The organism is Kribbella caucasensis (assembly GCF_004361855.1).
Taxonomy (GTDB): Bacteria; Actinomycetota; Actinomycetes; order Propionibacteriales; family Kribbellaceae; genus Kribbella; species Kribbella caucasensis.
In genome coordinates this window covers 73,534-98,951 of sequence record NZ_SNWQ01000014.1, presented here as the reverse complement: position 1 = coordinate 98,951, position 25,418 = coordinate 73,534, and the positions used below count along the sequence as shown (strand labels likewise).

At 70.3% G+C, this 25,418-nt stretch carries 21 protein-coding genes; 15 read left to right on the top strand and 6 right to left on the bottom strand.

Features of this window, described 5'->3' with window-relative positions; translation table 11 throughout:
* The first annotated feature begins 10 nt into the window (after window positions 1–10).
* Window positions 11–1,021 carry a DUF5005 domain-containing protein gene (locus EV643_RS26715; RefSeq protein ID WP_133802902.1) on the top strand — a complete coding sequence of 337 codons (1,011 nt, stop codon included), beginning with the start codon at window positions 11–13 and terminating at the stop codon, window positions 1,019–1,021.
* A complete protein-coding gene (locus tag EV643_RS26710; RefSeq protein WP_133802901.1) occupies window positions 994–2,070 on the top strand; it encodes a hypothetical protein in 1,077 nt (358 codons plus the stop codon). Before EV643_RS26715 ends, EV643_RS26710 begins: the two co-directional genes overlap by 28 nt.
* A gap of 37 nt (window positions 2,071–2,107) precedes the next feature.
* Here EV643_RS26710 and EV643_RS26705 read toward each other — a convergent pair whose 3' ends face one another.
* On the bottom strand, window positions 2,108–2,767 hold the full coding sequence (locus EV643_RS26705; RefSeq protein WP_133802900.1) for a maleylpyruvate isomerase family mycothiol-dependent enzyme: 660 nt from the start codon (window positions 2,765–2,767) through the stop codon (window positions 2,108–2,110).
* Window positions 2,768–2,863: 96 nt separating this feature from the next.
* Here EV643_RS26705 and EV643_RS26700 point away from each other — a divergent pair, with 96 nt between their 5' ends.
* The 8 genes from EV643_RS26700 (at window position 2,864) to EV643_RS26660 (ending at window position 13,349) form a co-directional block, all read left to right on the top strand.
* Window positions 2,864–3,589 (top strand): CGNR zinc finger domain-containing protein, encoded by a 726-nt coding sequence (locus tag EV643_RS26700; protein WP_133802899.1) that lies wholly within the window; start codon window positions 2,864–2,866, stop codon window positions 3,587–3,589.
* 107 nt (window positions 3,590–3,696) lie between these two features.
* Window positions 3,697–5,817 carry an HNH endonuclease signature motif containing protein gene (locus tag EV643_RS26695; protein WP_238165822.1) on the top strand — a complete coding sequence of 707 codons (2,121 nt, stop codon included), beginning with the start codon at window positions 3,697–3,699 and terminating at the stop codon, window positions 5,815–5,817.
* 929 nt (window positions 5,818–6,746) lie between these two features.
* The gene (locus EV643_RS26685) at window positions 6,747–7,457 is read left to right on the top strand and encodes a VOC family protein (protein WP_133802897.1); all 711 of its coding nucleotides are present in this window, start codon (window positions 6,747–6,749) and stop codon (window positions 7,455–7,457) included.
* Window positions 7,444–8,505, top strand: coding sequence for a succinyl-diaminopimelate desuccinylase (gene dapE, locus EV643_RS26680; protein ID WP_202869773.1), 1,062 nt, complete (start codon window positions 7,444–7,446; stop codon window positions 8,503–8,505). Before EV643_RS26685 ends, dapE begins: the two co-directional genes overlap by 14 nt.
* A 43-nt stretch (window positions 8,506–8,548) precedes the next feature.
* Window positions 8,549–9,427, top strand: a complete 879-nt coding sequence (locus EV643_RS26675; protein WP_133802895.1) for an LOG family protein — start codon at window positions 8,549–8,551, stop codon at window positions 9,425–9,427.
* A gap of 105 nt (window positions 9,428–9,532) precedes the next feature.
* The gene (locus EV643_RS26670; RefSeq protein ID WP_166665589.1) at window positions 9,533–12,322 is read left to right on the top strand and encodes a DivIVA domain-containing protein; all 2,790 of its coding nucleotides are present in this window, start codon (window positions 9,533–9,535) and stop codon (window positions 12,320–12,322) included.
* Window positions 12,323–12,378: 56 nt separating this feature from the next.
* Window positions 12,379–12,792, top strand: coding sequence for an SRPBCC family protein (locus tag EV643_RS26665; protein ID WP_202869772.1), 414 nt, complete (start codon window positions 12,379–12,381; stop codon window positions 12,790–12,792).
* Window positions 12,789–13,349, top strand: coding sequence for a DNA-3-methyladenine glycosylase I (locus tag EV643_RS26660; RefSeq protein ID WP_133802892.1), 561 nt, complete (start codon window positions 12,789–12,791; stop codon window positions 13,347–13,349). The genes EV643_RS26665 and EV643_RS26660 overlap by 4 nt, the downstream gene beginning before the upstream one ends.
* On the opposite strand, the gene EV643_RS26655 is transcribed toward EV643_RS26660, so the two are convergent.
* Window positions 13,350–16,535, bottom strand: a complete 3,186-nt coding sequence (locus EV643_RS26655; protein WP_133802891.1) for an ATP-binding protein — start codon at window positions 16,533–16,535, stop codon at window positions 13,350–13,352.
* A gap of 114 nt (window positions 16,536–16,649) precedes the next feature.
* On the opposite strand from EV643_RS26655, the gene EV643_RS26650 reads away from it, so the two are divergent.
* Complete coding sequence (locus EV643_RS26650) at window positions 16,650–17,075, top strand: DoxX family protein (RefSeq protein ID WP_133802890.1); 426 nt, start codon at window positions 16,650–16,652, stop codon at window positions 17,073–17,075.
* Complete coding sequence (locus EV643_RS26645; protein WP_133802889.1) at window positions 17,072–18,436, top strand: FAD-binding oxidoreductase; 1,365 nt, start codon at window positions 17,072–17,074, stop codon at window positions 18,434–18,436. Before EV643_RS26650 ends, EV643_RS26645 begins: the two co-directional genes overlap by 4 nt.
* A gap of 38 nt (window positions 18,437–18,474) precedes the next feature.
* Here EV643_RS26645 and EV643_RS26640 read toward each other — a convergent pair whose 3' ends face one another.
* A complete protein-coding gene (locus EV643_RS26640) occupies window positions 18,475–19,266 on the bottom strand; it encodes an enoyl-CoA hydratase/isomerase family protein (protein WP_133802888.1) in 792 nt (263 codons plus the stop codon).
* Window positions 19,267–19,299: 33 nt separating this feature from the next.
* Entirely contained in the window at window positions 19,300–20,097 is a 798-nt protein-coding gene (locus tag EV643_RS26635) for a PaaX family transcriptional regulator (protein WP_133802887.1), read from the bottom strand.
* Between the two features lie 164 nt (window positions 20,098–20,261).
* On the opposite strand from EV643_RS26635, the gene EV643_RS26630 reads away from it, so the two are divergent.
* Together EV643_RS26630 and EV643_RS26625 are read left to right on the top strand one after the other, a co-directional pair.
* On the top strand, window positions 20,262–20,429 hold the full coding sequence (locus EV643_RS26630) for a DUF3117 domain-containing protein (RefSeq protein WP_012923066.1): 168 nt from the start codon (window positions 20,262–20,264) through the stop codon (window positions 20,427–20,429).
* Between the two features lie 142 nt (window positions 20,430–20,571).
* Window positions 20,572–22,095: a leucyl aminopeptidase family protein gene (locus EV643_RS26625; protein WP_133802886.1), complete on the top strand. Its 1,524-nt coding sequence runs from the start codon at window positions 20,572–20,574 to the stop codon at window positions 22,093–22,095.
* 109 nt (window positions 22,096–22,204) lie between these two features.
* Here EV643_RS26625 and glgA read toward each other — a convergent pair whose 3' ends face one another.
* Together glgA and EV643_RS26615 are read right to left on the bottom strand one after the other, a co-directional pair.
* Window positions 22,205–23,362, bottom strand: coding sequence for a glycogen synthase (glgA, locus tag EV643_RS26620; protein WP_133802885.1), 1,158 nt, complete (start codon window positions 23,360–23,362; stop codon window positions 22,205–22,207).
* Window positions 23,363–23,380: 18 nt separating this feature from the next.
* Window positions 23,381–23,920: a GNAT family N-acetyltransferase gene (locus tag EV643_RS26615; protein ID WP_133802884.1), complete on the bottom strand. Its 540-nt coding sequence runs from the start codon at window positions 23,918–23,920 to the stop codon at window positions 23,381–23,383.
* A 228-nt stretch (window positions 23,921–24,148) separates the two neighbouring features.
* Between EV643_RS26615 and glgC the strand changes: the two genes are divergently transcribed.
* Window positions 24,149–25,414, top strand: coding sequence for a glucose-1-phosphate adenylyltransferase (gene glgC / locus EV643_RS26610; RefSeq protein WP_133802883.1), 1,266 nt, complete (start codon window positions 24,149–24,151; stop codon window positions 25,412–25,414).
* Window positions 25,415–25,418 lie beyond the last annotated feature (4 nt).

Below are 25,418 nucleotides of genomic sequence, written 5' to 3'. Positions count from 1 at the left end.
GGACTGTGCTGTGAAACGTGGAGCGTTGTTGGCCGTCCTGCCGCTCGTACTCGGCTCGGCCGCTGTCCTGACCCAATCGTCGCCCGGCGGCTCGACTCCCGCGGGTGGTGCGAGCACGTACATCGGCACCAGCACGGTGGAGTCCAAGGGGATGCCGAGTGCGAGCGACGGCGACCTCTGGCCGTCCTGCTGGGCCGGCAACGGCAACTTGTACACCGCGAACGGGGACGGCAAGGGGTTCAGCCTGGACGCCGAGTTCGCCGACATCGCGGTCAACGAGGTGAAGGGGGAGCCCGGCAACCTCTCCGGTACGACGATCGCCCGGGGTGACCAGGTCGGCTCGATCTGGTCGGGAGGCGGGTACAACCGCAAGCCCACCGGCATGGTGTGCGTCGGCGACACGATGTACTTGGCGGTGCAGGATCTCGCGCTGGACTTCAACGACGTACCGGCCGCGACGATCCTCAAGTCCACCGATCACGGGCGGACCTGGACGTGGGACAAGAACAAGCCGATGTTCGCGAACCACGTGTTCACCACGATCTGGTTCGCCGACTATGGCAAGGGCGGAGCGGCCGCGCCCGACGGGTACGTGTACGCGTACGGGTTGGACGGGAACTGGCGGGACTCCTTCGACGACACCGTGGCGGACCCGCAGAGCGTGTATCTGGCTCGCGTTCCGAAGACCAAGGTGCAGGATCGGAGGGCGTGGGAATTCTTTGCCGGGAGCAACGAGCGGGGCAGGCCGACGTGGTCGTCCAAGCTCGACGACCGGCGGCCGGTGCTGACGGATCAGCGCCGGCTCTACGCACAGACGTACGGGACGAACGCGAGCAACTTGAGCGTGATCAGCCAAGGCGGGGTTACGTACTTGGCCGCGCAACAGCGATATGTCTACACCTCGTGGACGGAGTACACGTTCGAGTTCTACGAGGCGCCGACGCCGTGGGGGCCGTGGAAACACTTCCTCAGCAAGGACTTCGGCGGGTACCCGTGGTCGACCTCGAAGTACGGCGGCTAGGGGTGACGATCCCGTCCAAGTTCGTGCAGCCGGACGGGAAGACGATGTACCTGCAGGCGAACGTGTGCCCGTGCGGTGGTGGCGGGATCGGGACCTCCGTCTACAACTTCAACCTGCGGAAACTGGTGCTGACACCTGGCTCCGACGCGCCCGCGACCGAGCTGCCGTCCGACGCCAACCTGGCCGCGCCGGCTTCGGGTGCGGTCGCGATCTCGAAGTCGTCGCAGTCGGGGAGCCTTGCGTTGCTGAACGACGGGGTGACGACCGGGAGCGAGACCGACTCCGACGACGAGGTGAAGGGTGCTTCGTGGTGGGGATACGAGTGGCCGGCGAAGCACCGGATCAACCGGGTCGAGTTCACCTCGGGCGCGGTGTCGGCGCAGGGCGGGTACTTCACGGGTCGGCCGCGGGTGCAGGTCAAGGTCGACGGCTCGTGGGTCGAGGTCGGCGCGCAGTCGGTGTCGCCGGCGTATCCGGGGGACGCGTCGGCGGGCGCGAATACGACGTACACGTTGACTTTCCCGACGGTCGAAACGGACGGGATCCGGGTGATCGGGCTGCCGGGTGGGACGCGGAGCTTCACGTCGGTCGCCGAGGTGGCGGTCCGGTACGTCGCGCAGTTGGCTGATGGCGGCTTCGAGGCGTTCGGGAGTGGGAAGCCGGCCTGGATCTTCGAGGGGACGGCGGCGAACGGGGTGGACCGTGGGCTCGGGTTCGCCCACTCCGGCGCGAACAACGGCTGGATCCGGACCTCCGGCACCGGCTGGAGCGCGTTGACCCAGAAGGTGCCGGTGGTCCCGGGCACGACGTACAAGGTCGGCTCGTGGATCAACGCGTCAGCCGGGCTGCCGGACGGCCAGGGTCGGTTCGGAGTACGTGTCGGCTCTCAGGATCTCGCCTCGAAGACCTTCGGCGCGTCAACCGGCTACGTCCACCACGAGGTGACCGTCACCATCCCCGCCGGGGTGCATGAGGTCACCGTCTACGCGGGCTTCAACGCTCCCGGCACCGACACCTGGATCCAGCTGGACGACTTCACTATCGACTGATCCGCGCCGCTCGCTGGTCGGGCCGGCTTCGGCTTGGTCACGGCCAGGGCTGCAGCTCCGGCAGGTCGCCCACCAGGGCTTGCCGGGGCTCGCGGCCGGCCAGCCAGGCAGTCAGGTCGGTGAGCTTGCCTTCGACGACCTGGGTCGGGCCGTCGCCGTTCTCCCACTTCGCGTCGCCTGCATCGAGGACCAGCTTGATGCCCTCGGGGGTGCGCGGGCGGAGGAAGTCCAGGAGGTGCAGGCAGAACTCCTCGGACCAGTCGTCGCTGGTCGGCTCCAGGGCCAGGTCGATCGTGTGGATCTCGAGCTCGCGCCAGCCACAGTAGGCGGTTGCGGTCAGGTCGCTGTCCCGATAAGTGACCGGCCGGGTCCAGTCGTCGACCTTCTCCCACGCCGCGATCAGGTTGCCCGTCGCCACGGCCACGTGGTCCTTGAGTTCCTGAGCGGACTTCCCCGAATCGGCCTCGATCGCCGCGTCCCGGGCCGGCCGGCCGCCGTCGTACATCTCGACCAGCCGTCCCGCGAGCGCCTCCTCCACCTGTCGCGTCATCGCGTCGCTGAAGTTCGCCAGATGCGCCATCACGTGCCCGCGCGACCACCCGGGCAGCCCGGACGCCGCCCGCGCCGTGTCGTCGTCAACCCCGGCCAGTACTGCGTTGAGTCGGTCGGCGGCAGCGCGTACCTCGGGCTTCAGCATCTGGAGTCTCCTAACGGTAGTCATCCTCGTTGGCGTTAGTGACTCTAGATCATCGAACCATATGGCAGCAATGGCGGATCCCATTAGGATGTTCGTATGACCGCGCTGGCGTTCGAGCTCTCCCGCACCGTCCACCACGACGGCCACGGCGGCGTCGCCGACGACCTGGACACGGTCGACGGAGTGGCAGCATGGATCGCCCAGGCGGCTCCTCTCGTCGCCGAAGTCCTCGGCCAGCCCTTCACCTCAGCCGACCTCGACCCCGAGCAGCCCTTCGCTTCGGCTGACCTCGACCCCGAGCAGCCCTTCGCTTCGGCTGACCTCGACCCCGAGCAGGCCCGGTCAGCTGGCATCACCCCCGAGCGGCCCTTCGCTTCAGCTGACGTCGACCCCGAGCGGGTTCGGCCTGGTCTGCTCGAGTTGCGGCGGGCGATCCGTTCCCTCTTCGCTCACGCCGTCCAGCAGCCCACCCGGGCGGACGTGCCCAACCTGCTCGCCCCCGCCGCGGCCATCGCACACCTCAACAAGACCGCAGACCACCTGGGCACCCAACACCTCGCCTGGCCCCCCACCGGCGACCCCCACCTCCTCTGGTCCGGCCGGTTGAAGTCCCCGAACACCCTCCTCCTGGCGACCACCGCCCACACCGCCATCACGTTCCTCACCAGCCCCGACCGCGACCGCCTCCGCGCCTGCCCGGCCGCCCGCTGCGTCAAGTACTTCGTCCAAACCGACCCCCGCCAGACCTGGTGCACCCCCACCTGCGCCAACCGAGGCCGAGTCCAACGCCACTACCACAGAACGCACTCCCCAACACCCTGAACCTGGGCCCTGTGGACAACTTGGCCGAAACCAGACAATCCTGAATTCCCTTGTAGATAAGGGCTTTCGGATCAAAACTGTCGGCGGCGTCGTCTACGGTTGTAGTCATGGAACGGTTGGAGCAACGGCCTGTGTGGTCGATGAGCGGCAGCGACATGCTGTCCGCCCTCGACACACTCCAGGCCGACCTCAACCGAATGAACACCTACCGCCTCGAACTGCTGGCCGCCCTCGACGCCAACGGCCACGCCACCGAAATCGGCGCCCGCAACACCGTCCAACTCATCGCCATCCGCCACCGCCTCGACCCCACCACCGTCCGCCACGACCTCAAAACCGCCAAAGCCCTCACGAAGTACGAGGCCGTGAACACAGCCCTGCACACCGACCCCACCACCAACGCGAACGCCGACGACGACGCGGGCAGGGGCGCGGACTCGGACTCGGGCTTGGGAACGGACGCCGGCGCATCCACGGGCACCGACGCGGACCCGGGCGGCACGGACGCGGGCACGGGCTCGGACGCGGGCACGGACGCGGGCACGGGCGCGGACTCGGGCGCCGACGGTGATGTGGGTGCCGCGGCCGCCGCCCCGGGCGGTGGTGTGGAGGATGGCGGGGAGGGTGGCCCGCTGGTGCTGCATCCGGGCCAGGCCGAGGCGATCATCGACGCCCTGGAGCGGGTCCCGGCCGCGGCGAACGTGCCGGTGGAGAATCTGCGGGTCGCCGAGGAACAGATGGTGCGAGCCGCGCAACTACTGTCACCGGGCGAACTGCGCAAGATGGGCAAACAGGTCCGGGACCGGCTCGACACCGACGGCGCCGAACCGGCCGAGAAACGCGCCCACGCCAAGGAAACCCTGTGGCTGAAACGCCGCGACGACGGCATCCAGTTCGGCGGCTTCCTCGCCGCCGACAACGCCGAACTCCTCCAGACCGTCATCTTCGCCGGCGCCAAACCCCACAAGACCCCCGACGGGCAACCCGATCCCCGCCCCCGCGGCAAACGCCACGCCGACGGCCTCGTCACCGCCCTCACCGTCGCCGCCGGCACCGGGACGGCCGCGCCCGGACACGGCGGCATCAAACCCCACATCACCGTCACCATCAACCTGGCCGACCTGCTCGCCGGCACCGGCACCGGCGACCTCGCCCACGGCGGCACCCTGTCCGCCGCCGCGATCCGCCGCCTCGCCTGCGACGCCGGCATCATCCCCCTCGTCCTCGGCGCCAACTCCGAACCCCTCGATGTCGGCACCGAGGAACGCTTCGTCAACCGCGCCATGCGCCGCGCCCTGAACACCCGCGACAAGGGCTGCATCGTCTGCGGCGCCCCGCCGGCGATGTGCGAGGCCCACCACCTCGTGCACTGGGCCAACGGAGGCCCGACCCGCGTCGAGAACTTGGTGCTGCTGTGCAAGGCCCATCACATCGACGTACACCACGGCCACTGGACCATCACCATGCTCAACGGCCGCCCGGTGCTGTCCCGCCCCGGCTGGGCCACCCCCACCAACCCACCACCAGACCCCCGGTCCACCAACCCACCACCCGGCACCGGCACCCCCGGCACCCCCGGCACCGGCACCGGCGTGGAACCACCCGGCACGAGACCCGCGCCCGGTAGCAGACCTGCGCCCGCCAGCAGTCCCGCGACCGGTGGTGCACCTGCGCCCGGTAGTAGTCCCGCGCCCGGTAGCAGACCTGCGCCGGCCAGCAGTCCCGCGTCGGGTGGTGCACCTGCGCCCGGTAGTAGTCCCGCGCCCGGTAGCAGACCCGCGCCCGCCAGCAGTCCCGCGACCGGTGGTGCACCTGCGCCCGGTAGTAGTCCCGCGCCCGGTAGCAGACCTGCGCCGGCCAGCAGTCCCGCGTCGGGTGGTGCACCTGCGTCCGGTAGTAGTCCCGCGCCCGGTAGCAGACCTGCGCCGGCCAGCAGTACCGCCTCCGGTGGTCCACCTCCGTCCGACAGCAATCCCGCGCACGGCAGCGGTCCCGGGATCGACCCCGCCCAACGGGCGGACCGAGTAGGTGAGCCGTCCGACCCAGTGCCCAACCCACCCGGTCAGGTGCCCCACGCCCTCGGCGAGCTCTCCCGCCCACTCGGCAATTCCATTGCCGACCAGCTACGCCGCAACCTCGCCGACTACCCAGACCCCTGGGCCGACGACCCCACTCAATCCATCACACCGCACGCCGACTCACCACCCGCCACCGCCGGAGCCGACTGACCCACGCGGCCCCACCAGACCGCCATCGACTACCTGGTCGACACCGTCCTCAACTACCTGGACGAGGAGGGGTCGGTGAGGCCCCCAGCGGGCTACTCGACCTCCCCTGCCGTCGCGCGCCACTAGCCCACGCGCAGACGCAACCCATCCCGTCCCTAGCGTGTCCGTCCCAAGCGTTGCCTCGCGCCGGGTGGCCACGCCGGGCGGTGTCTCGCGTCCGGTCAAGTCCCGGGTGGTGGGTGGTGTCGCGTCCCACCTCGGGTGGTGCCTCGTCCTGGGCGGTGTCGCGTCCCACCTCGGGTGGTGCCTCGTCCTGGGCGGTGTCGCGTCCCACCTCGGGCGGTGCCTCGTGCCGGGTGGTGTTGCTCCCGGGGTGGTGTGCTGCGCCGGGCGGCGTTGCGTCTTGAGTGGTGTGCCACCTCGGGCGGTGCCTCGTGCCGGGTGGTGTTGCTCCCGGGATGGTGTGCCGCGCCGGGGTGGTGTGCCGCGCCCAGCGGCGTTGCGTCTTGAGTGGTGTGCCACCTCGGGCGGTGCCTCGTCCCGGGTGGTGTTGCTCCCGGGGTGGTGTGCCGCGCCCAGCGGCGTTGCGTCCTGAGTGGTGTGCCACCCCGGGTGGTGAGGCGTCCCGGTGGTGTGCAGGCCGGCCGCGATCAGCCCTGCAATCTTCTTCACCAGGTCCGTCTCGTTCAGCGCGTCTCGCGCCCAGTGGAGACTCGTCCCGGGTGTGTCGCGGCCCGAGCGATGGGCCGCGTCGAATGGTGTCGCGTCCTGAGGGGGTCTCGTGCCGGGTGGTGTGCAGTGCCGGGTGGTGCTGGGGCGGGCGGTGGTTGGAGGGGTGGGCGGGAGGTGACCGGAGTGGGCTGCGGGTTCTGTTGGCGGGGGGCGACGCAACTCTGGGCCGGTCCGTCGGCGGCACTAGTGTTCTGGGTATGAGTTTGGCCAGGTACAAGGACTTGTGCATCGACGTGGGGTCGACCAGTGCGATGACCGCGTTCTGGGGGCGGGTGCTGGGCCTGACTACGCCTGCTGACAACCCGACCGTGCTGGTTGGCGACGTACCTGAGAAGACGGTCTGGATCAACAAGGTGCCTGAGCCGCGAACGGTGAAGCAGCGGGTTCACCTGGACGTGCTCACCAGCTCTATCGACGAACTGGAGAAGCTCGGAGCGAAGGTGCAGCGCCCTATCACGGACGAGCAGCACTGGGCCGTGATGGAGGACCCGGAGGGCGGGGAGTTCTGCGGATTCGTACGCGACAGCGTCCCGCAGTACCGGCTGATGGAGTTGATAGTGGACTCGGCTGACCCGGAAGCGCAGGCTCGATGGTGGGCGGGAGTGGTTGGCGGTGACGTCAACCACAACCCGGCCAACCCGTGGTACTGGCTGGAGAACGTGCCGGGGCTGCCGTTCCCGTACTGGGTGTTCATGCCGGTGCCCGAGCCGAAGACGGTGAAGAACCGGATTCACTGGGACGTCACCGCCGACGAGCTGCAGCCCGTGCTCGACGCGGGTGCGACACTGCTGCGGCCGAAGGATGACGAGGTCGGCTGGCACGTCTGCGCCGATCCCGGGGGCAACGAGTTCTGCGTGTTCCTGCCGCCCGTTGACGAAGCTGCCGAGGATGCCGATGACGAAGCTTGAGCTGACCCAGTCCGGACCCGATCTGGCCGCGGCGCTGGTCGACATTCCCTCGGTCAGTGGGACCGAGGAGAAGATCGCGAACAAGGTCGAGGCCGCGCTCTCGGCGTACGCGCATCTGAAGGTGTTTCGGCACGGCAACACCGTGGTCGCGCGGACCGACCTCGGCCGCGACGAACGAGTCGTGCTGGCCGGGCACCTCGACACCGTCCCGCTGAACGACAACCTGCCTGCGCGGCGCGCCGACGGGCTGATCCACGGGCTCGGCGCGTGTGACATGAAGGGCGGGGTCGCCGTCGGGCTCCGGCTCGCCGCGACGCTGGCCGAGCCGAACCGGGACATCACGTACGTGTTCTACGACTGCGAGGAGGTCGAGGCCGAGCGGAACGGGCTGTACCTGCTGTCGCGGTCCAACCCGGAGTTGCTGGAAGGCGTGTTCGCGGTGGTGATGGAGCCGTCGAACGGTGTGGTCGAGGCGGGCTGCCAGGGGACCATGCGGGTCGAGGTGACCACCCGGGGCGAGCGGGCGCACTCGGCGCGCTCCTGGATGGGGAAGAACGCGATCCACGCGGCCAGGGAGATCCTCGCGCGGTTGACGGCGTACGAGCCGCGCCGGGTGCCGATCGACGGGCTCGAGTACCGCGAGGGGCTGAACGCGGTCGGGATCAGCGGTGGGGTCGCGGGCAACGTCGTACCGGATCTGTGCATGGTGACGGTCAACTACCGGTTCGCGCCGAGCCGGTCGGAGGCGGAGGCCGAGGCGCACCTGCGGGAAGTGTTCGACGGGTTCGAGGTGCAGGTGACGGATTCGGCGCCGGGTGGTCTGCCCGGGCTGGGGCGGCCGGCCGCGGCGGCGTTCCTCGCTGTGGTGGGAGGGGAGCCGCAGCCGAAGTTCGGGTGGACCGACGTCGCGCGGTTCACGCTGCTCGGCGTACCGGCGGTGAACTACGGTCCCGGCGACCCGCTGCTCGCGCACAAGCAGGAGGAGTTCGTCCCGGAGGCGGAGATCGAGCAGTGTGAACAACGGTTGAGGACTTGGTTGACGGCCTAGGCGTCGTCCAGCCCTGGTAGGTGCGGGCATCTAATCTGGGGGCATGGCAGATCCGTCGATCCACCCCGATCGTCCACAGGTCCCGCAGCCGTCCCAGCAGCGCGGGCCGGTGGTGATGCGCCGCAACCAGGTGCAGCAGTCGACGTCCGAGCAGCGGCTGCTGGACAGCCGTGGTCCGTCGGACTGGGTGCACACCGACCCGTGGCGGGTGCTGCGGATCCAGTCGGAGTTCATCGAGGGCTTCGGCATGCTCGCCGAGCTCGGGGCGGCGATCAGCGTGTTCGGGTCCGCGCGGACGAAGCCGGACGACCCCATGTACGCCGCCGCGGAGCAGTTCGGCGGCAAACTGGTCGGCGCGGGGTTCGCGGTGATCACCGGCGGCGGCCCGGGCGTGATGGAGGCCGCGAACAAGGGCGCCTCCGAGGCGGGCGGCGTGTCGGTCGGGCTCGGGATCGAGCTGCCGTTCGAGAACGGCCTGAACGAGTGGGTCGACATCGGGATGAACTTCCGCTACTTCTTCACCCGGAAGACGATGTTCGTCAAGTACGCCCAGGGGTTCGTGGTGATGCCGGGCGGGTTCGGCACGCTGGACGAGATGTTCGAGGCGCTCACGCTGGCCCAGACGCGCAAGGTGACGTCGTTCCCGGTGGTGCTCTTCGGTACGTCGTACTGGAGCGGGCTGGTGGACTGGATGCGCGAGACCATGCTTGCCGACGGCAAGATCTCGGCGGCGGACCTGGAGATGTTCACCATCACCGACGACGTGGACGAGGCGATCAGCTACATCCTCAAGGCCGGCGAGATCGCCGACGCGGCCGCCGAGGAAGCCGCCGCGGCTGCGGCGCGCGATGTCGCGGAGGCGGAGAGCCCCGAGGCGCGCGAACGGCGTGAGGCGCACCGGCTGGGCTCGGATGGCAGCTGAGTCATCCCGGATGGCGGCTGAATCCCGGATCGATTGTGCGTTGCAGCACCCCGGCGTGGCACGATCGGTCCCGTGATGTGGTTCTTCGGTTTGATTGTCGTGCTCTTGATCGGAGCAGTCGCCGTGGTCGCCTCCGGGCGCTGGGGCGGTATGAGCACGGCGTACGACGATCGGCCGGACGTGTCCGTCCCGGCGCGGCAGGCGCTCACCGGTGACGACATCGAGACGGCGCGCTTCGGTGTGGGGCTGCGCGGATACCGGATGGACGAGGTCGACGCGCTGCTCGAACGGGTCGCCCGCGAGGTCGCCGAACGCGACCGCCGGATCGCCGACCTGGAACGCGCCATCACCCCGATCGTGCACGGTCCGGAGGGTGCCGGCTTCACCGCACGCGCCGACTACGACCCTGCCGACTTCGACGACACCGGCTACCAGAAGCCCATCCTGGTAGGCGGCGACTTCCCCGAACAATCCGCCCAACCCGACCCCGCCACCCCCGCCACCGCCCAGCCCGCCGACCCGGCAACCGCCCGGCTCGCCGCTGACCAGCGTGCGATCGCCCAGCCGACAATTGCCCAGCCGACAATTGCCCAGCCGACAATTGCCCAGCCAGCGCCCGATCAGTCCGCGACTGCCCAGCCAGTGCCCGATCAGTCGGCGACTGCCCAGCCAGTGCCCGATCAGCCAGCGCCCGATCAGTCGGTGTCCGACCGGCTGGTGACCGACCAGCCGGTGTCCGACCAGCCGGTGGCCGGCGAGCTGGTGTCCGACCAGCCCGTGACGGGCGAGCCTGCGACGGAGCAGCCAGCGACGGATCAGTTTGCGGCCGGCGCGCATGCGACCGACCAGTGGCGGCGCGAGTCGTCGGCCCCGGCTGACGCTGAGTCCGCCGCCCAGCCTGAGCCCGAGTCGTCCGCCCGAGCTGAGGCACCGGCCGAGTACCCCGGCCCGATCGAGGGCGAAGCCCGACCAGCACCGGCCGCGCAGCAGCCGGATGCCCAGTCGGCGTCCGCCCCGCAGCCCGACGCCCAGCCGTGGACGTCCGACCGGCAGCCCGAAGCCCGGCTAACGTCCGAGCCGCAGCCCGAGGCCCAGCCGTCGGCGTTCGAGCCGCAGCCCGAGGCCCAGCCGTCGGCGTTCGAGCCGCAGCCCGAGGCTCAGCCATCGTTCGAGCCGCAGCCCGAGGCCGAGCCATCGGCGTCCGACCCGCAGCGCGACAACGCCCTCGCGAGCCCCACCGAGCCGCAGCCTCAGGCTCCTGCCTACTTCGCGGCGCAGCCCGGGCAGCAAGAGACGGAGGCCCGGCCCTACGCCCAAGCCCCGCCTCTTCCGCCGATCCACGCTGACAGGCCGATCCACCCTGACGTGCCGCGCCAGCCCGAGTCGCAGTACGAGACCGGGCCGTCCTACCAGCCCCAGCAGCCGCCGAGCCCCGCTGAGCCCTCAGCCATCGACCAGCAGCCGGACCAGGACGAGCCGCCGACGTTGATCGAGCCCCATGCCGCGTACTCGGTCGACGAGCAGCCCGGTACCCCCGCTCAGCCGGCACCGCAGAGCTGGTCCGAGCCGGCAGCCCAGCCCGCGCCTCAACCGCCGCACGCTCAGTCCGAACCGCAGGTGCAACAGCAGGCGCAGACCTACGAGCAGCCGCAGGCTCCGCAGCAGTTCGAGGAGCAGCAGCAGTTCGAGGAGCAGCAGCAGTTCGAGACGCCGGGGCAGTACAGGGCGACGAAGCAGCCCGAGGCGACGCAGCAGTACCAGGCAGCGCAGCAGTTCGAGGCGCCGCCGCCGCAGCAGCAGACAGCGCAGTTCTGGCCTGATACGCCTGCCCAGGCCGCACCTCAGCCCGAGGCGCCGCCGCAGCAGCAGACTGCGCAGTTCTGGCCTGACACCTCCGCCCAGGCCGCACCTCAGCCCGAGGCATCGACGTACGACTCGCCTCCACCGCAGACGGACCCCCCGGCTCAGTCAGCCGAGCAGTTCTGGTCGGGCGAGTCCGCCCAGCCCGAGCACCCCGCCCAGCCCGAGCACCCGGCTCAGGCCGAGTACCCGGCTCAGCCCGAGTACCCCGCACAGGCCGAGTACCCGGCTCAGCCCGAACGTCCGGCCGAGACCCAGTACTCCGCCGAGCCTCAGGCGCCGGCGCAGGCGGACGAGCAGGTGCCCCCTCAGCCCGAGTACCCGGTCCAGCCACACACTCCGGCTCCGGCTCAGGAGCCGGCGCAGGCGAACCAGCAGTTCTGGCCGGACACGGCACCTCCGCAGACGGCAGCTGATCAGACTGCGCAGTCTGCTCGGTCGAGCGCTCCCGTTCAAGCGGAGCAGGTGGGGGCGGCTCAGGAGAAGGCAGAGTTCTGGCCTGCGGTGCCGGGGCAGGCGCCGGCGCAGTTCTGGCCGGATCCGCAGGGGCAAGCAGCGTCGACGGCTCCGGCTCAGAGCCAGCTCTGGCCCGACCCGCAGGCCCAGCAGACTGAGCCGCCGTACCAGCCGCAGGCACAGCAGGCCGGGTCGTCGTACCAGCCGGAAGCGCACCCGGCCGAGTCGACGTATCAATCGCAGGCTCAGCAGGCCGCGTCGTCGTACCAGCCGGAAGCTCGGCAGGCGGAGGCGCCCTACCAACCCCAGCCTCAGCAGGCGGAGGGGGTGTACGGGACGCAGGCGCCCACTGAGGCTGTGCCGTATCAGGCGGGGCAGGGGCAGGCTGTGCAGGGGCAGGCTGAGCCGTGGTTCCAGGAGGGGCCGTCGCAGGCGGCCGAGCAGCAGGGGCCGGTTGGGGAGGCGAACAACCAGGCATCGTCGGGTGAGTCGGGAGACGACTCGGACGATGGGCAGGGGAATCGCGGGCGGCATAGTGCGGCGCCGGAGGGCGACGTCGTTCGGCGTCCGGGCTGGTGAGTTCTCCGCCCGGTCCAGCGGCGGGTGACGTGCCGGTGTGTCATGCGGAGGCTTCAGTGGTGTTGCCGTTGGGGCCGGAGGACGCGTGGGGCGTGGTGGTGGACTGGGAGCGGCAGTCGCGGTGGATGGTGGCGACGCGGGTGTGGGCGACGGAGTACGGCGGTCGTGGGGTGGGTGGCGGAGTCGCGGCGCGGACTTCTGTCGGTGGCGTTGGGTTTACTGACGACATGGTCATCACGCACTGGGATCCGCCGCGCGAATGCACGGTGAAGCACCTCGCCAAGGTTGTTCGCGGGACTGGGACGTTCGCGGTCGAGCCCAGTGGGGCGGGGAGCAGGTTCACCTGGTCCGAGGATGTGATCCCGCCGTTCGGGTGGCTGGGGCGGATCGGGTGGCGGGTCGTGCGGCCCGGGTTCGAGGTGTTGATGCGGGTCTCGCTGCGGCGGCTGGCGAAGGAGATCGCGCGATGACGGTGAGCGGGCCGGACGGGCAGCCGCGGTGCGGGTGGGCGACCTCCGCGCCGGAGTACGTCGAGTATCACGACAACGAGTGGGGCAAGGAGATCCGGGACGACCGCGGGCTGTTCGAGCGGATGATGCTGGAGGGATTCCAGTCCGGGCTGGCGTGGATCACGATTCTGCGCAAGCGGGAGAACTTCCGGAAGGCGTTCGCGGAGTTCGATCCCGAGGTCATCGCGGAGTACGACGAAACGGACTTCGACCGGTTGATGGCGGACGCGGGGATCGTCCGGAACCGGGCCAAGATCAACGCGACGATGGCCAACGCGAGGGCGTTGGTGGCGATGGAGCCGGGGGAGTTCACCGAGCTGCTGTGGTCGTTCCGGCCGGGGGAGCGGGTGGCGCCGAAGACGTTGGCCGACGTACCGGCGACCACTCCAGAGTCGGTGGCGATGTCGAAGGCGCTGAAGAAGAAGGGCTTCGTGTTCGTGGGGCCGACGACGGCGTACGCGCTGATGCAGGCCAGCGGGATCGTCAACGACCACCTGGCCGACTGCATCGCCCGCTGATCACCGGACGGAGTCGTCGGCGCGAATCGGTACGCGGAGTTCCTCGAGCTCGGCTCGGCCTTCGGTCTGGCCGTCCGGGGTCAGCAGCAGCGTGCAGGCCCGTTCGAACCGGGCGTCAATGCGTTCGAAGGCCGCCACGGCTGACCGCATCCCGCCCAGATCGCCGGTGAGCCGGGCGGCCGCGCGGGTCAGGCAGGCGGCGGCCCAGTCGTTCTCGGCACCGGCCGGCGCGGCGGCCACGAGCCGGTCGGCGGCATCCGGCAGGCCGGCCACCACGGCGAGTTCCGCCCCGGACGCGCGGGCATAGGGCGCCCACCAGAGTTCCTGGAAGTCCGCGAAGGCCTGTGAGACCAGCTCGGCAGCACGATCGTCGTGCCCGCCCGACGCCACTCGCACGCCATCATTCCCGGGGCCGGTAGCTGCGGCATCGTTCCCGGACCCGGTGTGGGCGGCGGCCTTGCGGGGCCAGGTGTGTATGGCGACTCGGGCCTGGGCGAACGCCGCGGATGCCGCGAGCGACGACGCGGTGTTCGGGTCGTCGGCTCGCGCCATCTCACGCGCTCGGGCCTGCCAGTCGGCGAACGATCCGTCGTCCCGCAGCCCGTGTACCAATGCTGCCGTAGCCACCGCGGACGCCATCCACTCCATGGGCGGCGACCCGGCTCGCTGCCAGCGGTTCCACAGCGCGTCGGCCTGTTCCAGACACGCGTCGAACCGCCCGGTCAGGGCGTAGACCCGGATCAGCCGGGGCAGCGAGATGTACGCGTGGTCCCCGACCGGATCGTCCACGAGCCCGGCACGCGCGACCGACAGTGCCGCCGGCAGGTCCCCGGTCGAGATCGCGGTGGTGGACGCGACCCAGTAGGCGTCGATGATCTCGGATGCCGCGTACGGCTCGTGCCGGGGCAGCGGTTCCACCAGCCGCATCCGTTCCAGGGCGTAGGACCGGGCCTCGCGCAGCCGCCCGGCGTTCCCGGCCGCGGTGCCCAGGGCGTCCAGGGCTCCCGCGATCAGGACCGGGTCGCCGGCCACCCGGGCCGCCTCGACAGCCTCCTGCGCCAGCGCCGTATCAGCACCGATCCGGCGGTCGCCGTGCTCCCACGCCTTCGCAGTAGCCAGCAGAGCGGCAACCTGCGGATCCGCCGGTACGGCCTTGACCCCCGCTGGTGGGACGGCCAGGTGCAGTTCCGTCGGTGCGGCGTCGGCCGCCGCTTCTGACGGGGGGATGGCCGGACGTGTTGGTGGGGTGGCGTGATGTGGGTCTGTCGGTACGGCGTTGGCCACCGCCTCCGCCAGCAGGCGCGCGGTGTGGTCTGCGGGGAAGTCGAACAGTGGCCCGGTTGGGTACCGGTTGATCGCGATCACGGCGGACGCCAGCATCGTCGCGCGGACGTTGCCGTCGGCAACCGCTCGGTCGGCGGCGTCGAGCAGGAGTTCGACCGTGGTCTGGCCGTCGGCGATCGCGAGGGCTGCGTCCGCGGCGGACCGCAGATCCCGGGCCGCCGCCACTCCGTCCTCGGCCCGGTCCGCCGCCGACCGGTAGTGACCGATGGACTCGACGAACCCGCGCCGGGCAAAGGTGAGGTGGCCCAGCGAGCGCGCCAGCCGATGCGCGGTCGAGTTCGGCGCCGCAGCGGTCCCGGCGAGCGCCACGCGCAGATCGTCGACTACCTCGTCGTACGCCGAGCGCCAGCCGGAGCCGTCGACCGTTTCGTGGTGGGGCGGGGGGCGGTTGGACGGGTCTAGTGTCCCGTGTCGGAGATTCCTTGACGTGGGCGGCGCCCAGGCACGCACCTCGCGGCGTTGGAGAAGCGGCCACGATGAACCCCGCATCGAGGCCGCTTCTCCGCCTTGCGATGCACGCACCTGGACACCGCCCACTGTCAAGCAATCTCCGACACGGGACACTAGGTGGTTTTCCAGGGTGGCGGCTGTGGTGGCGGCCCAGTGGAGGTGGTGGTGGCGGGCGGTTGCCAGTTCGGCGTCGGTCAGGCGGGACAGGGCGAACTGGCGGATCGTCTCCAAGAGGCGCCAGCGGGAGGCACGGCGTACCAGCAGACTCTTGTCGGTGAGGCGGCCGAGGAGGTCCGCGATCTCGCCGCGGGGCAGGTCGGGGCTGGTCGCGCCGGCCGCGTCCAGGTCGAAGCCGCCGACGTATACGGCGAGCCGCCTGAACAGGAGTTGTTCCCGGTCGTCAAGCAGATCGTGGCTCCAGCCGATCACCGCGCCGAGGGACCGGTGTCGCGGGTCCGCGCCGCGCCCGCCGGCGAGCAGCCGGAGCCGGTCGTCGAGCGCGGTCCGGAGCCCGTCCAGGCCGAGGGAACCGATCCGGGCCGCGGCGAGTTCGATCGCCAGCGGCATCCCGTCCAGCCGCGTGCAGACTTCGGCGACGTCGTCGCGGTCAGCGGCGAAGGACGGATCGACGGCCCGCGCCCGGTCGGTGAAGAGCTCGACCGCGTCGGAGTCCGCTGCCAGCGGCGGCAGCAGGACGGTTTGCTCACCCGGTACGCCGAGCCGTTCCCGGCTGGTCGCCAGCACAGTCGCCTCGGGGCAGGCGGCGAGGAGTCGTTCGACCAGGGCGGTGACCTCCTCGATCACGTGCTCGCAGTTGTCCAGCACCAGCAGCGACCGGCCCGCCCGCAACCGCTCGACCAGGGCTTGCTCCAACGTCTGCGGCGGCCGCTCGGTCACCCCGAGCATGCCCGCCACGGCCCAGGTGACCAGGCCGTCCCGGATTGGTACCAGGTCCACGAAGGCCCCCGGCACGGCCAGTTCCCCCGCGACGACGGCGGCCAGCCGGGTCTTGCCCATCCCACCAGGTCCGAGCAGCGTCACCAGCCGGTCCTGCTCCAGCGCTGACACTGCCGCCGTCGACTCGGCAGTCCGCCCGACAAACGTGGTCCGACTGGCCGGCAGCCCAGCGACCCCCGGCTCAACCAGTCCCGGCCCGGCCGTCCCCGGCCCGGCCATCCCCGGACCAACCAACCCCGGCTCGCGGCCGGACACGACGAGGTCCGCGAGTTCACGCCGATCCGCGGCGCCGTACTTGCGCAGCAGCGACGACACGTGGCTCTCCACCGTGCGCACCGAGATGTGCAGCAAGCCCGCGATCTGCGCGTTGGAGCGATGGTCCGCGAGCGCGGCCAGCACCTCGGCCTCACGCGCGGACACCTCGACCTGAGTCACGCGAACATCATGTCCGATCCGTACCCGTTCCGTGGTGGATCCGTGGCCAGCACGGATGTCCGCACCCCGCCCGCGCCGCGACCGTTGTCGTATCCAACGACGAAGGAGGCAGTGATGAGCGATACGACAGTCACGATGCGCAAGGTCCGGCCGGCGACGGTCGGACTGTGGGTGGTGCAGGTGCTGCTGGCGGAGTTCGTGTCAGCCGGGCTGATGAAGCTGTCCGGCAGTGCGGTGATGGTGGAGATGTTCGCCGAGATCGGCATCGGCCAGTGGTTCCGGTACCTGGTCGGCGCGCTCGAGGTGGCGGGCGCGATCGGCGTGCTGGTACCGCGGCTGAGCGGTCTCGCCGCACTCGGGCTGGCCGGTGTGATGGTGGGCGCGGTCGTCACAACCGTGTTCGTGCTCGGCGCGTCGCCAGCGGTGCCGTTCGGCTTCCTGCTGCTGGCCGGGCTGGTCGCCTGGGCCCGGCGCGCCGCGATCCGCGAGCTGGCGGGTAAGGGGCACGCACCTGCGGTTCAAGGTAGTGCGCTGAGATGACCGAGGTGATGATCCGTGGCTTCGACGGCGTGCTGTTGCGGCCGCATGACAGTGGGTACGACGCGGGCCGGGCGGTGTGGAACGCCGTCGTGGACCGCCGGCCGGCCCTGATCGCAAAGTGCGCCAGTACTGCGGACGTGGTCGCGGCGCTGCGGTACGGGCGGGAGGCCGGACTGGAGATCGGGGTGCGCTGCGGCGGACACAGCTTCCTCGGACTGCCGGTCGTGGAGGACGGCCTGCTGATCGACCTGTCCGGGTTGAGCGCTGTACGGGTCGACCCGGGCAGCCGCCGTGCGTGGGTAGGCGGCGGTGCCCTGCTCGGCGCGCTGGACGTCGCCGCACAGCGGTACGGACTGGCGACGACCGCTGGCAACGTGTCGCATACCGGCGTCGGTGGGCTCACCCTCGGCGGCGGGATCGGCTGGCTGGCCCGCCTGCACGGGCTGAGCTGCGACAACGTCGCGTCCTTCGAACTGGTCACCGCCGACGGCGACGTACTGCGGGTCAGCGAGACCGAGCACCCCGACCTGTTCTGGGGTCTGCGTGGTGGTGGCGGGAACTTCGGCGTCGTCACCGAGTTCGAGTTCCGGCTGCACCCGGTCGGTACTCGCGCGCTGGTAGCGGACCTGATCTACGAGCTGGACGACGCCGGTACGGCGCTGCGCGGCTGGCGGGACCTCTTCGCGGACACTCCCCGACGGGCGACACCAGTGGCCAGGGTCGGCAGGCGGGACGACGACCGAGGTGGTGGGGCGGGGAAGGAATCAAGGCTAGCCCGGCCGATGGCGAGTATCGGGTACGTCTGGGTGGGCGATCCGGATGAGGGCCGCCGGCTACTCGCGTCGTACTCGCGGATCGGGCGGCCGGTCGCCCAGCAGGTCCGCGAACTCAGCTACCTGGATCTGCAGACCGGTGACGACGACGTCGAGGGGCATGCGATGCGCCGGTACTGCAAGGATCACTACCTGCGGGAGCTACCGGATGCCGCCATCGACGCATTCCTTGCCTGGGACAACGATCCGTTCCGGCCGGGGGCGCGGATGACGCTGAACGGCGGTGCGATCGCGGACGAGCCCGACGAGGACTCGGCGTTCAGCCATCGCGACGCCCTGGTCGAGTTCACCACGGCCGCAGGCTGGACCAACCCGGCCGAGGACGGTCCCCGGATCGCCGCCGCCCGCCGGTACGCGGCGGGTCTCGAGCCGTACGCCAGCGGCGCCTATGTGAACACGTTCGCCGACCAGGACGACTCCGCCCTCCGCCGGGCGTACTCGCCGGCCAAGCTCGCGCGGCTCCGGGACCTGAAACGCGCCTACGACCCGGCCAACATCTTCCACCGCACCACCAACATCCGCCCGTGATCGCGGCCGGCCGACGCGGCGGACCGGCGTACCAGCATCTACCTGCCCTGGAAGGTCGGCTTCTCCTTGGCGACGAAGGAGGCGACCGCGTTGCGGTGGTCCTCGGTACCGCCGGTGAGCTGCATCTTCTCCGCCTCGAACTGCAGCGCCTCCGCCAGCGTGTGCGACGCCGAGTACGCCAGCGACTGCCGCACCGACCCGTACGCCACCGTCGGCCCGTTCGCGAGCTTGGCCGCCAGCTCAGCGGTGGCCGACGCGAGTTCCCCAGCCGGTACGACGCTGGTCGCCAGGCCCAGCGTCATCGCCTCGGCCGCGGGGATCGTCCGCGGGAAGTACAGCAACTCGGTCGCTTTCGCCTGACCGATCAGCCGCGGCAGCGTCCACGAGATCCCCGTGTCGCACGACAACGCGATCCCGGTGAACGCCAGGTTGAACCCCGCCGTGTCCGCCACCACCCGGAAGTCGCACGCGAACGCCATCGACGCGCCCGCGCCCGCGGCCACGCCGTTCAGCGAGGCGATCACCGGCTTCGGCATCTCGGACAGCGCCAGCGCGATCGGCGCGAAGTGGACCGGGACGGTCGACCACAACGCGTCCAGGTCGTTCGCCTCGAGCAGCCCGATGTGCTCCTTCAGGTCCTGTCCGACGCAGAACGCCCGGCCGGTCCCGGTCAGCACGACACACCGAACGGCGTCGTCCTCCGCGGCGGCCAGAACGGTGTCCCGCAGCGCCACCTTCGTCGGGGTGTCCAGGGCGTTCATCGCCTCGGGCCGGTTCAGCGTGATCGTGCCGACGCCGTCAGCCACGTCGTACCGGACGGAGTCACTCATCGTTGCCAGCTCCCAACGCTCGGTGAGAAAAAGTCAGTGATTGGTCAGGCAGTTGTCCACGAAACGCCCGGCCGCGGGGGACAGACGTTGCGCGTGGAAGTCGAAGAACGCGGCCGCCCTGGTCCCGGCCCAGTCGTCCGGCAACAGTTCGGCCGGGAGCCCCGGATCGACGAAGAGGAACTTACGCCACTCGTGCACCAGCGCCGACCGGACCGCGAACGCCTGCTCGTCGGTCACGTCGTCGCCGGCGCTCTCGGCCAGCGCCTTCGCCTCGATCAGCCAGGCGTCGTACGACGCGCCGAGGTCGTCGAGCCGCCAGACCCGCCGGGCGAACTCCAGCCCGCCGTCGTCGACCGGCGCCCGGAACCGGTCCGCGGTCTGGTCCTCGGCGGCGAGGATCTGGTCCACCTCGGTGTCGTTGCGCAGCCCGACCCAGGCGCCGTCGGACAGCGGAGCCCAACCCAGGAAGGAAAGTTGGCTCGCCAGCTGTTCGCGGCGGCGCGCGTTCGGCACCTCACGGAGGATGCACAGGTGCCAGTGCCGATCCCACTCACCCGGCCCGTCACCGGCGACGGGCGTGCGGTAGATCCGGGCCGCGGCGTCGTCGAGCCTGCGACGCGCCCGGGCAGTCAGCGCGTACCCTGGCTGGCCCTCGATCCGGATCGGTTCGAGCCAGCCCTGCCGGACCATCCGGGACACGGCGGTGCGCACCGCGGGCGGCTGGACGCCGAGCGGTGCGAGCAGCCGGACCAGGGCTGCCACGGGGGCGCTCCCACCTCGCGCGCGCAGGTGGTCGCCGTACAGGTCGAAGAGGGCAGAACGGGCGTGCACGTGCCCGAGTCTGCCGTATGGTGCACGGCTCTGGCCTGTGATCGGGGATAATAGGTTCTGATACACACTGCGATACGCGCCGACGGCGCATCACCGCGTGGCGCCGGCGACGGCACACCCACGCGGTGTCGTCGCTCAAAACCGATGAGGGAAGGGGTGCGCGCATGGCGGCGATGAAGCCGCGGACGGGCGATGGTCCGCTCGAGGTCACCAAGGAGGGCCGCGGGATCGTGATGCGGGTTCCACTCGAGGGCGGCGGGCGCCTCGTCGTCGAGCTGAACGCCGACGAGGCGACCGAACTGGGGAACGCGCTCAAGGCCGTAGTGGGCTGACGCGCCCTCGCGGGGTGCCCCCGCGCCGGCGCACCTTCTGACATTGGACGACCCCGGTGGGTGCCTGCGCAGGCATCGGCCGGGGTCGTTACGGTTGCCCGGACGTATTCGACAGTTTGATCAAACCCAGTGAGGTCCCCCAGTGGCTCGCCGAAGCACCAAGTTCGTCTTCCCGACTCTGCCCGCCGTGCACTGGCAGCCCGGGCTCCCCGTCCACGGTTCCAGCAGCTGGGTGGTCGTGGTCGGCGAGGCCGGTCTGCCGGCGGCGGCGAAGGATGCGGGTGAGCGGCTCGGTCTCGACCTGGACCGGCTGCTGGCGGCGCAGACCGCGACCGGGTTCAGCCCGACCGCCGGTGCGACCGCGGCGTACCCGCTGCTGAGCGGTGAGGTGACCGAGGTGCTGCTGGTCGGCGCCGGTGACGGGTCGGCGGCGGCACTGCGACACGCCGGGGCGGCGATCGCGCGATTCGGCCGCGGCAAGCCGGAGCTGACCACGGTCGTTGCCGAGGGCATCGAGGACGCGGCGCTGCAGGCGTTCGCCGAGGGCGTCGTACTCGGTTCGTTCACGTTCCACCGCAAGACGGTCGACCCGGGTAAGCCGGTGGTCGAGCGGATCACCCTGACCGACGGGTCCAGCTCCGACCGGGCCGCCGTGATCGAGCGCGGGGTAGTGATCGGCCGGACCGGTTGGCTGGCCCGCGAGTTCGCTACCACCCCGTCGAACGAGAAGGACCCGTCCTGGCTCGCCGAGCGCGCCACCGAGGTCGCCGCCACCGGTGGGCTGACCGTGACGGTGTGGGACGAGAAGTTGCTCGCCGCCGACGGATTCGGCGGCATCCTCGCGGTCGGTCAGGGCTCGACCCGGCCGCCCCGGTTCATCCGGCTGGACTACGTTCCCGACGGCTCGACCAAGGACACGCCGTACGTCGTCCTGGTCGGCAAGGGCATCACGTACGACACCGGGGGCCTGTCGCTCAAGCCGCGCGAGGGCATGGTCTCGATGAAGCGGGACATGACCGGCGGCGGTTCGGTCATCGCCACCCTGTCCGCGCTGCGCGAACTGGGCACGAAGGTCAAGGTCACGGGCCTGATCTGTGCCGCCGAGAACATGCCGTCGGGTACGGCGTACCGTCCGGACGACGTGATCCGGCACTATGGCGGCCGCACCACCGAGGTGAAGAACACCGACGCCGAGGGGCGGCTGGTGATGGCCGACGGGCTCGCGTACGGGGTGAAGGAGTTGAAGCCCGACGTCATCGTCGACGTCGCCACCCTGACCGGCGCGATCAAGGTGTCGCTCGGCGCGATGTTGTACGGCGGTCTGTTCTCGACCGACGATGCGTTGGCCGACAACCTGGCCGACGCGGGTCAGGTGTCGGGTGAGCGGCTCTGGCGGATGCCGTTGCCAGCCGAATACGTGGACCTGATCTCGACCCCGATCGCCGACTCGGTGAACAGCTCGAAGGGGCCGGGATCGATCACGGCCGCCCTGTTCCTCAAGGCGTTCGCCGGTGACGTCCCGTGGGCGCACCTCGACCTGTCCAGCATCGCGGAGTCCCCGCGGGACGAGTTCGAATACTCCCTGGGCTCCACCGGCGCGGGCGCCCGCCTCCTCACCACCTGGCTCACCGGCGACGCCCCGATCGCAGGAGTCGGCAAGGCCTGAGGCTGTATCTCCACCACTCATCAACCCACCGCATCCGCGCCGCCGAGCTCGCGCTCAAGCGTGAACGGGCGCAGGGAGCGGAGGTTGGTGAGTGGTGCAGGTACGGGGGCTACGGCAGCAGGGTGCGGTAGAGCTCCAAGGTCCGGTCGGCGACGGCGTCCCAGCCGAATTCGGAGACGGCTCGGGCGCGGCCGGCCTTGCCCATCGCTTCGGCCTTGGCTGGGTCCGCGACCAGTTCGTTGATGCCGGCGGCCAGGTCGCGTTCGAAGGTGGGGATGTCGGTCTCGTCGTACCGGACCAGCGTCCCGGTCACGCCGTCGTCGACGACCTCCGGGATCCCGCCGACCGCGCTGGCGACGACGGCTGTCTCGCACGCCATCGCCTCCAGGTTGACGATGCCGAGCGGCTCGTACACCGACGGGCAGCAGAACGCGAGCGCATGGGTGAGGACCTGCCGGACCTCGTCGCGCGGCAGCATCTCCGAGACCACGAACACGCCGTCCCGGGCCGCCTTCAGTTCGTCGATCAGGCCGTCCGTCTCGGTCTTCAGCTCGGGTGTGTCGGCGGCGCCGGCGAGCAGCACGAGCTGGACCGACGGGTCGAGCTGGAGCCCGGCCCGGAGCAGGTGCGGCACGCCCTTCTGCCGGGTGATCCGCCCGACGAAGGTGACGTACGGCCTGGTCAGGTCCACGCCGAGGCGTTCCAGCACGTTCGTCTTGGGGTCCGGGTGGTAGAAGTCGGCGTCGATCCCGTTCGAGATCACGTGCACCTTGGCCGGGTCGATCGACGGGTAGCAGTCGAGCACGTCGTCCCGCATCCCGCGACTCACCGCGACCACGGCATCAGCCGCCTCGTACGCCGTCCGCTCGGCCCAGCTCGACAGCCGGTATCCACCGCCGAGCTGTTCCGCCTTCCACGGTCGCCGCGGCTCCAGCGAATGCGCCGTCACCACGTGCGGTACGCCGTACAGGAGCTTTGCCCAGTGGCCGGCCATGTTCGCGTACCAGGTGTGCGAGTGGACGAGTTCGCTGCTGCTGACCGCGGCCGTCATGGTGAGGTCGGTGGAGAGGACGCGCAGCGCGGCGTTCGCGGCCGGCATCCGCGCGTCGTCCTCGGAGTGGGCGTGCGCGCCCGGACGCGGTTCGCCCATGCAGTGCACATCCACCTCGGCCAGCCGGCGTAGCTCGCGGACCAGGAAGTCCACGTGCACCCCGGCCCCGCCGTACACGTCCGGAGGAAACTCACGCGTCAGGATCGCCACCTTCATGGAGCCGACCATATGACATCAACTGACGTGGGTGGGTACCCAGAAACGGAGCTTTCCGTGTCGCTCGTCCTCGAGTTCGCCGCCGGCCGACTCGATCACCTTGCGGGACGGGTCGTTGTCGGTGTCGCAGGTGACCAGTGCGGGATCGATCCCCAGCCGGGCGGCGTACGGGAGTGACTGGACCAGCATCTGGGTCGCGTACCCCTTCCGCCGGGCGGACGGTCGTACGACGTACCCGATGTGGCCGCCGAGTTCGAGCAGATGCGGGGTGAGCCGGTGCCGGATGGACAGCCGTCCCAGCCATTGGTCGCCGTCGACGAACCACAACACGGTCTGGTGCACCAGGTCCGCCGGCAGTTCGGTGTCCTCGTCGGCCTCGGCCAGGATCTCCTCGACCAGCTGCGCGAACACCTCCGGGTCCTCGACCTCCGTCCGGCTCCGGTCGGGCTTGCCCAGGCCCGACGCCCCCATCCAGCGCTCCTCGTGCGGCTCCAGCTCGTCCCACGCCTCCAGGAAGGAACGGTGAACGGCAGTGGTCGGCACGACGAGGGTTGGCATGAAGCTAGTGTCCCGCGTCGGACGTCCTCTGGCGCTTGCGGCGCCCAGGCACGCACCTCGCCGCGTTGGAGGGCCGTCCACGATGAACCCGCATCGAGGACGGCCCTCCGCCTTGCGATGCACGCACCTGGTCACCGCAATCACTCAGAGGCCGTCCGACGCGGGACACTTGTCTGCGACACCCCCGACCGTCTTATGCGATGGGGCTTCCACGGTTAAGGTGCGGACATGGCAAAGGCGCCCAGAGTTCTCGGAATCGTGCTGGCGGGTGGCGAGGGGAAGCGGCTGATGCCGCTCACGGCGGACCGGGCCAAACCGGCCGTGCCGTTCGGCGGGAGTTATCGCCTGATCGACTTCGTGCTGTCCAACCTGGTCAACGCCGGGTATCGCAACCTGTGCGTGCTGACGCAGTACAAGTCGCACTCGCTGGACCGGCACGTGACGATGACCTGGCGAATGTCGACCTTCCTCGGCAACTTCGTCACCTGCGTGCCCGCCCAGCAGCGGCTCGGCCCGCAGTGGTACCAGGGCAGCGCGGACGCGATCTACCAGTCGATGAACCTGATCAACGACCACAAACCCGACATCATCGTGGTGTTCGGCGCCGACCACGTCTACCGGATGGACGCCTCCCAGATGGTCGCCGCCCACATCGAGCGGGGCAACGGCGTCACCGTCGCCGGGATCCGGGTACCGCGGGTCGAGGCGTCCGAGTTCGGCGTGATCAAGACCGCCGACGACGGGCACACGATCGCGGACTTCCTGGAGAAGCCGGCCGATCCGCCCGGGCTGCCGGACTCGCCGGACGAGACGTTCGCGTCGATGGGCAACTACGTGTTCAGCGCCGACGTCCTGGTCGACGCGCTCCGCCGGGACGCGGCGAACCCGGCCTCCCGGCACGACATGGGCGGCGACATCGTCCCGATGCTGGTTGCCGAGGGCAAGGCCGGGGTCTACGACTTCAAGGACAACGACGTACCGGGTGCGCTCGACCGGGACCGGTCGTACTGGCGCGACGTCGGGTCGCTGGACTCGTACCACGAGGCGCACATGGACCTGGTCTCGATCCAGCCGGTGTTCAACCTCTACAACTCCGACTGGCCGATCTTCACCTCGCACCCGCAACTGCCGGGCGCGAAGTTCACCGACAACGCGACCGTCGGCGAGTCGATCGTCTGCCAGGGCTCGATCGTGTCCGGGGCGACCGTGGAGCACTCGGTCCTCGGGACCAACGTGATCGTCAGCGCGGGGGCGACGATCGATCGCTCGGTGATCATGGACAACTGCAAGATCGGCGCGAACGCGGTGCTGAAGAACGTGATCCTGGACAAGAACGTGGTGGTCCCGGACGGCGTCCAGATCGGCGTCGACCCGGATCTGGACCGCGAGCGGGGGTTCACCGTGTCCAAGGGCGGCGTCACCGTGCTCGGCAAGGGACAGGTCATCGAACCAGCCAAGGCCGCTGAGCCGGCCGACGAGGAGAGCGTCGGTTGATCCT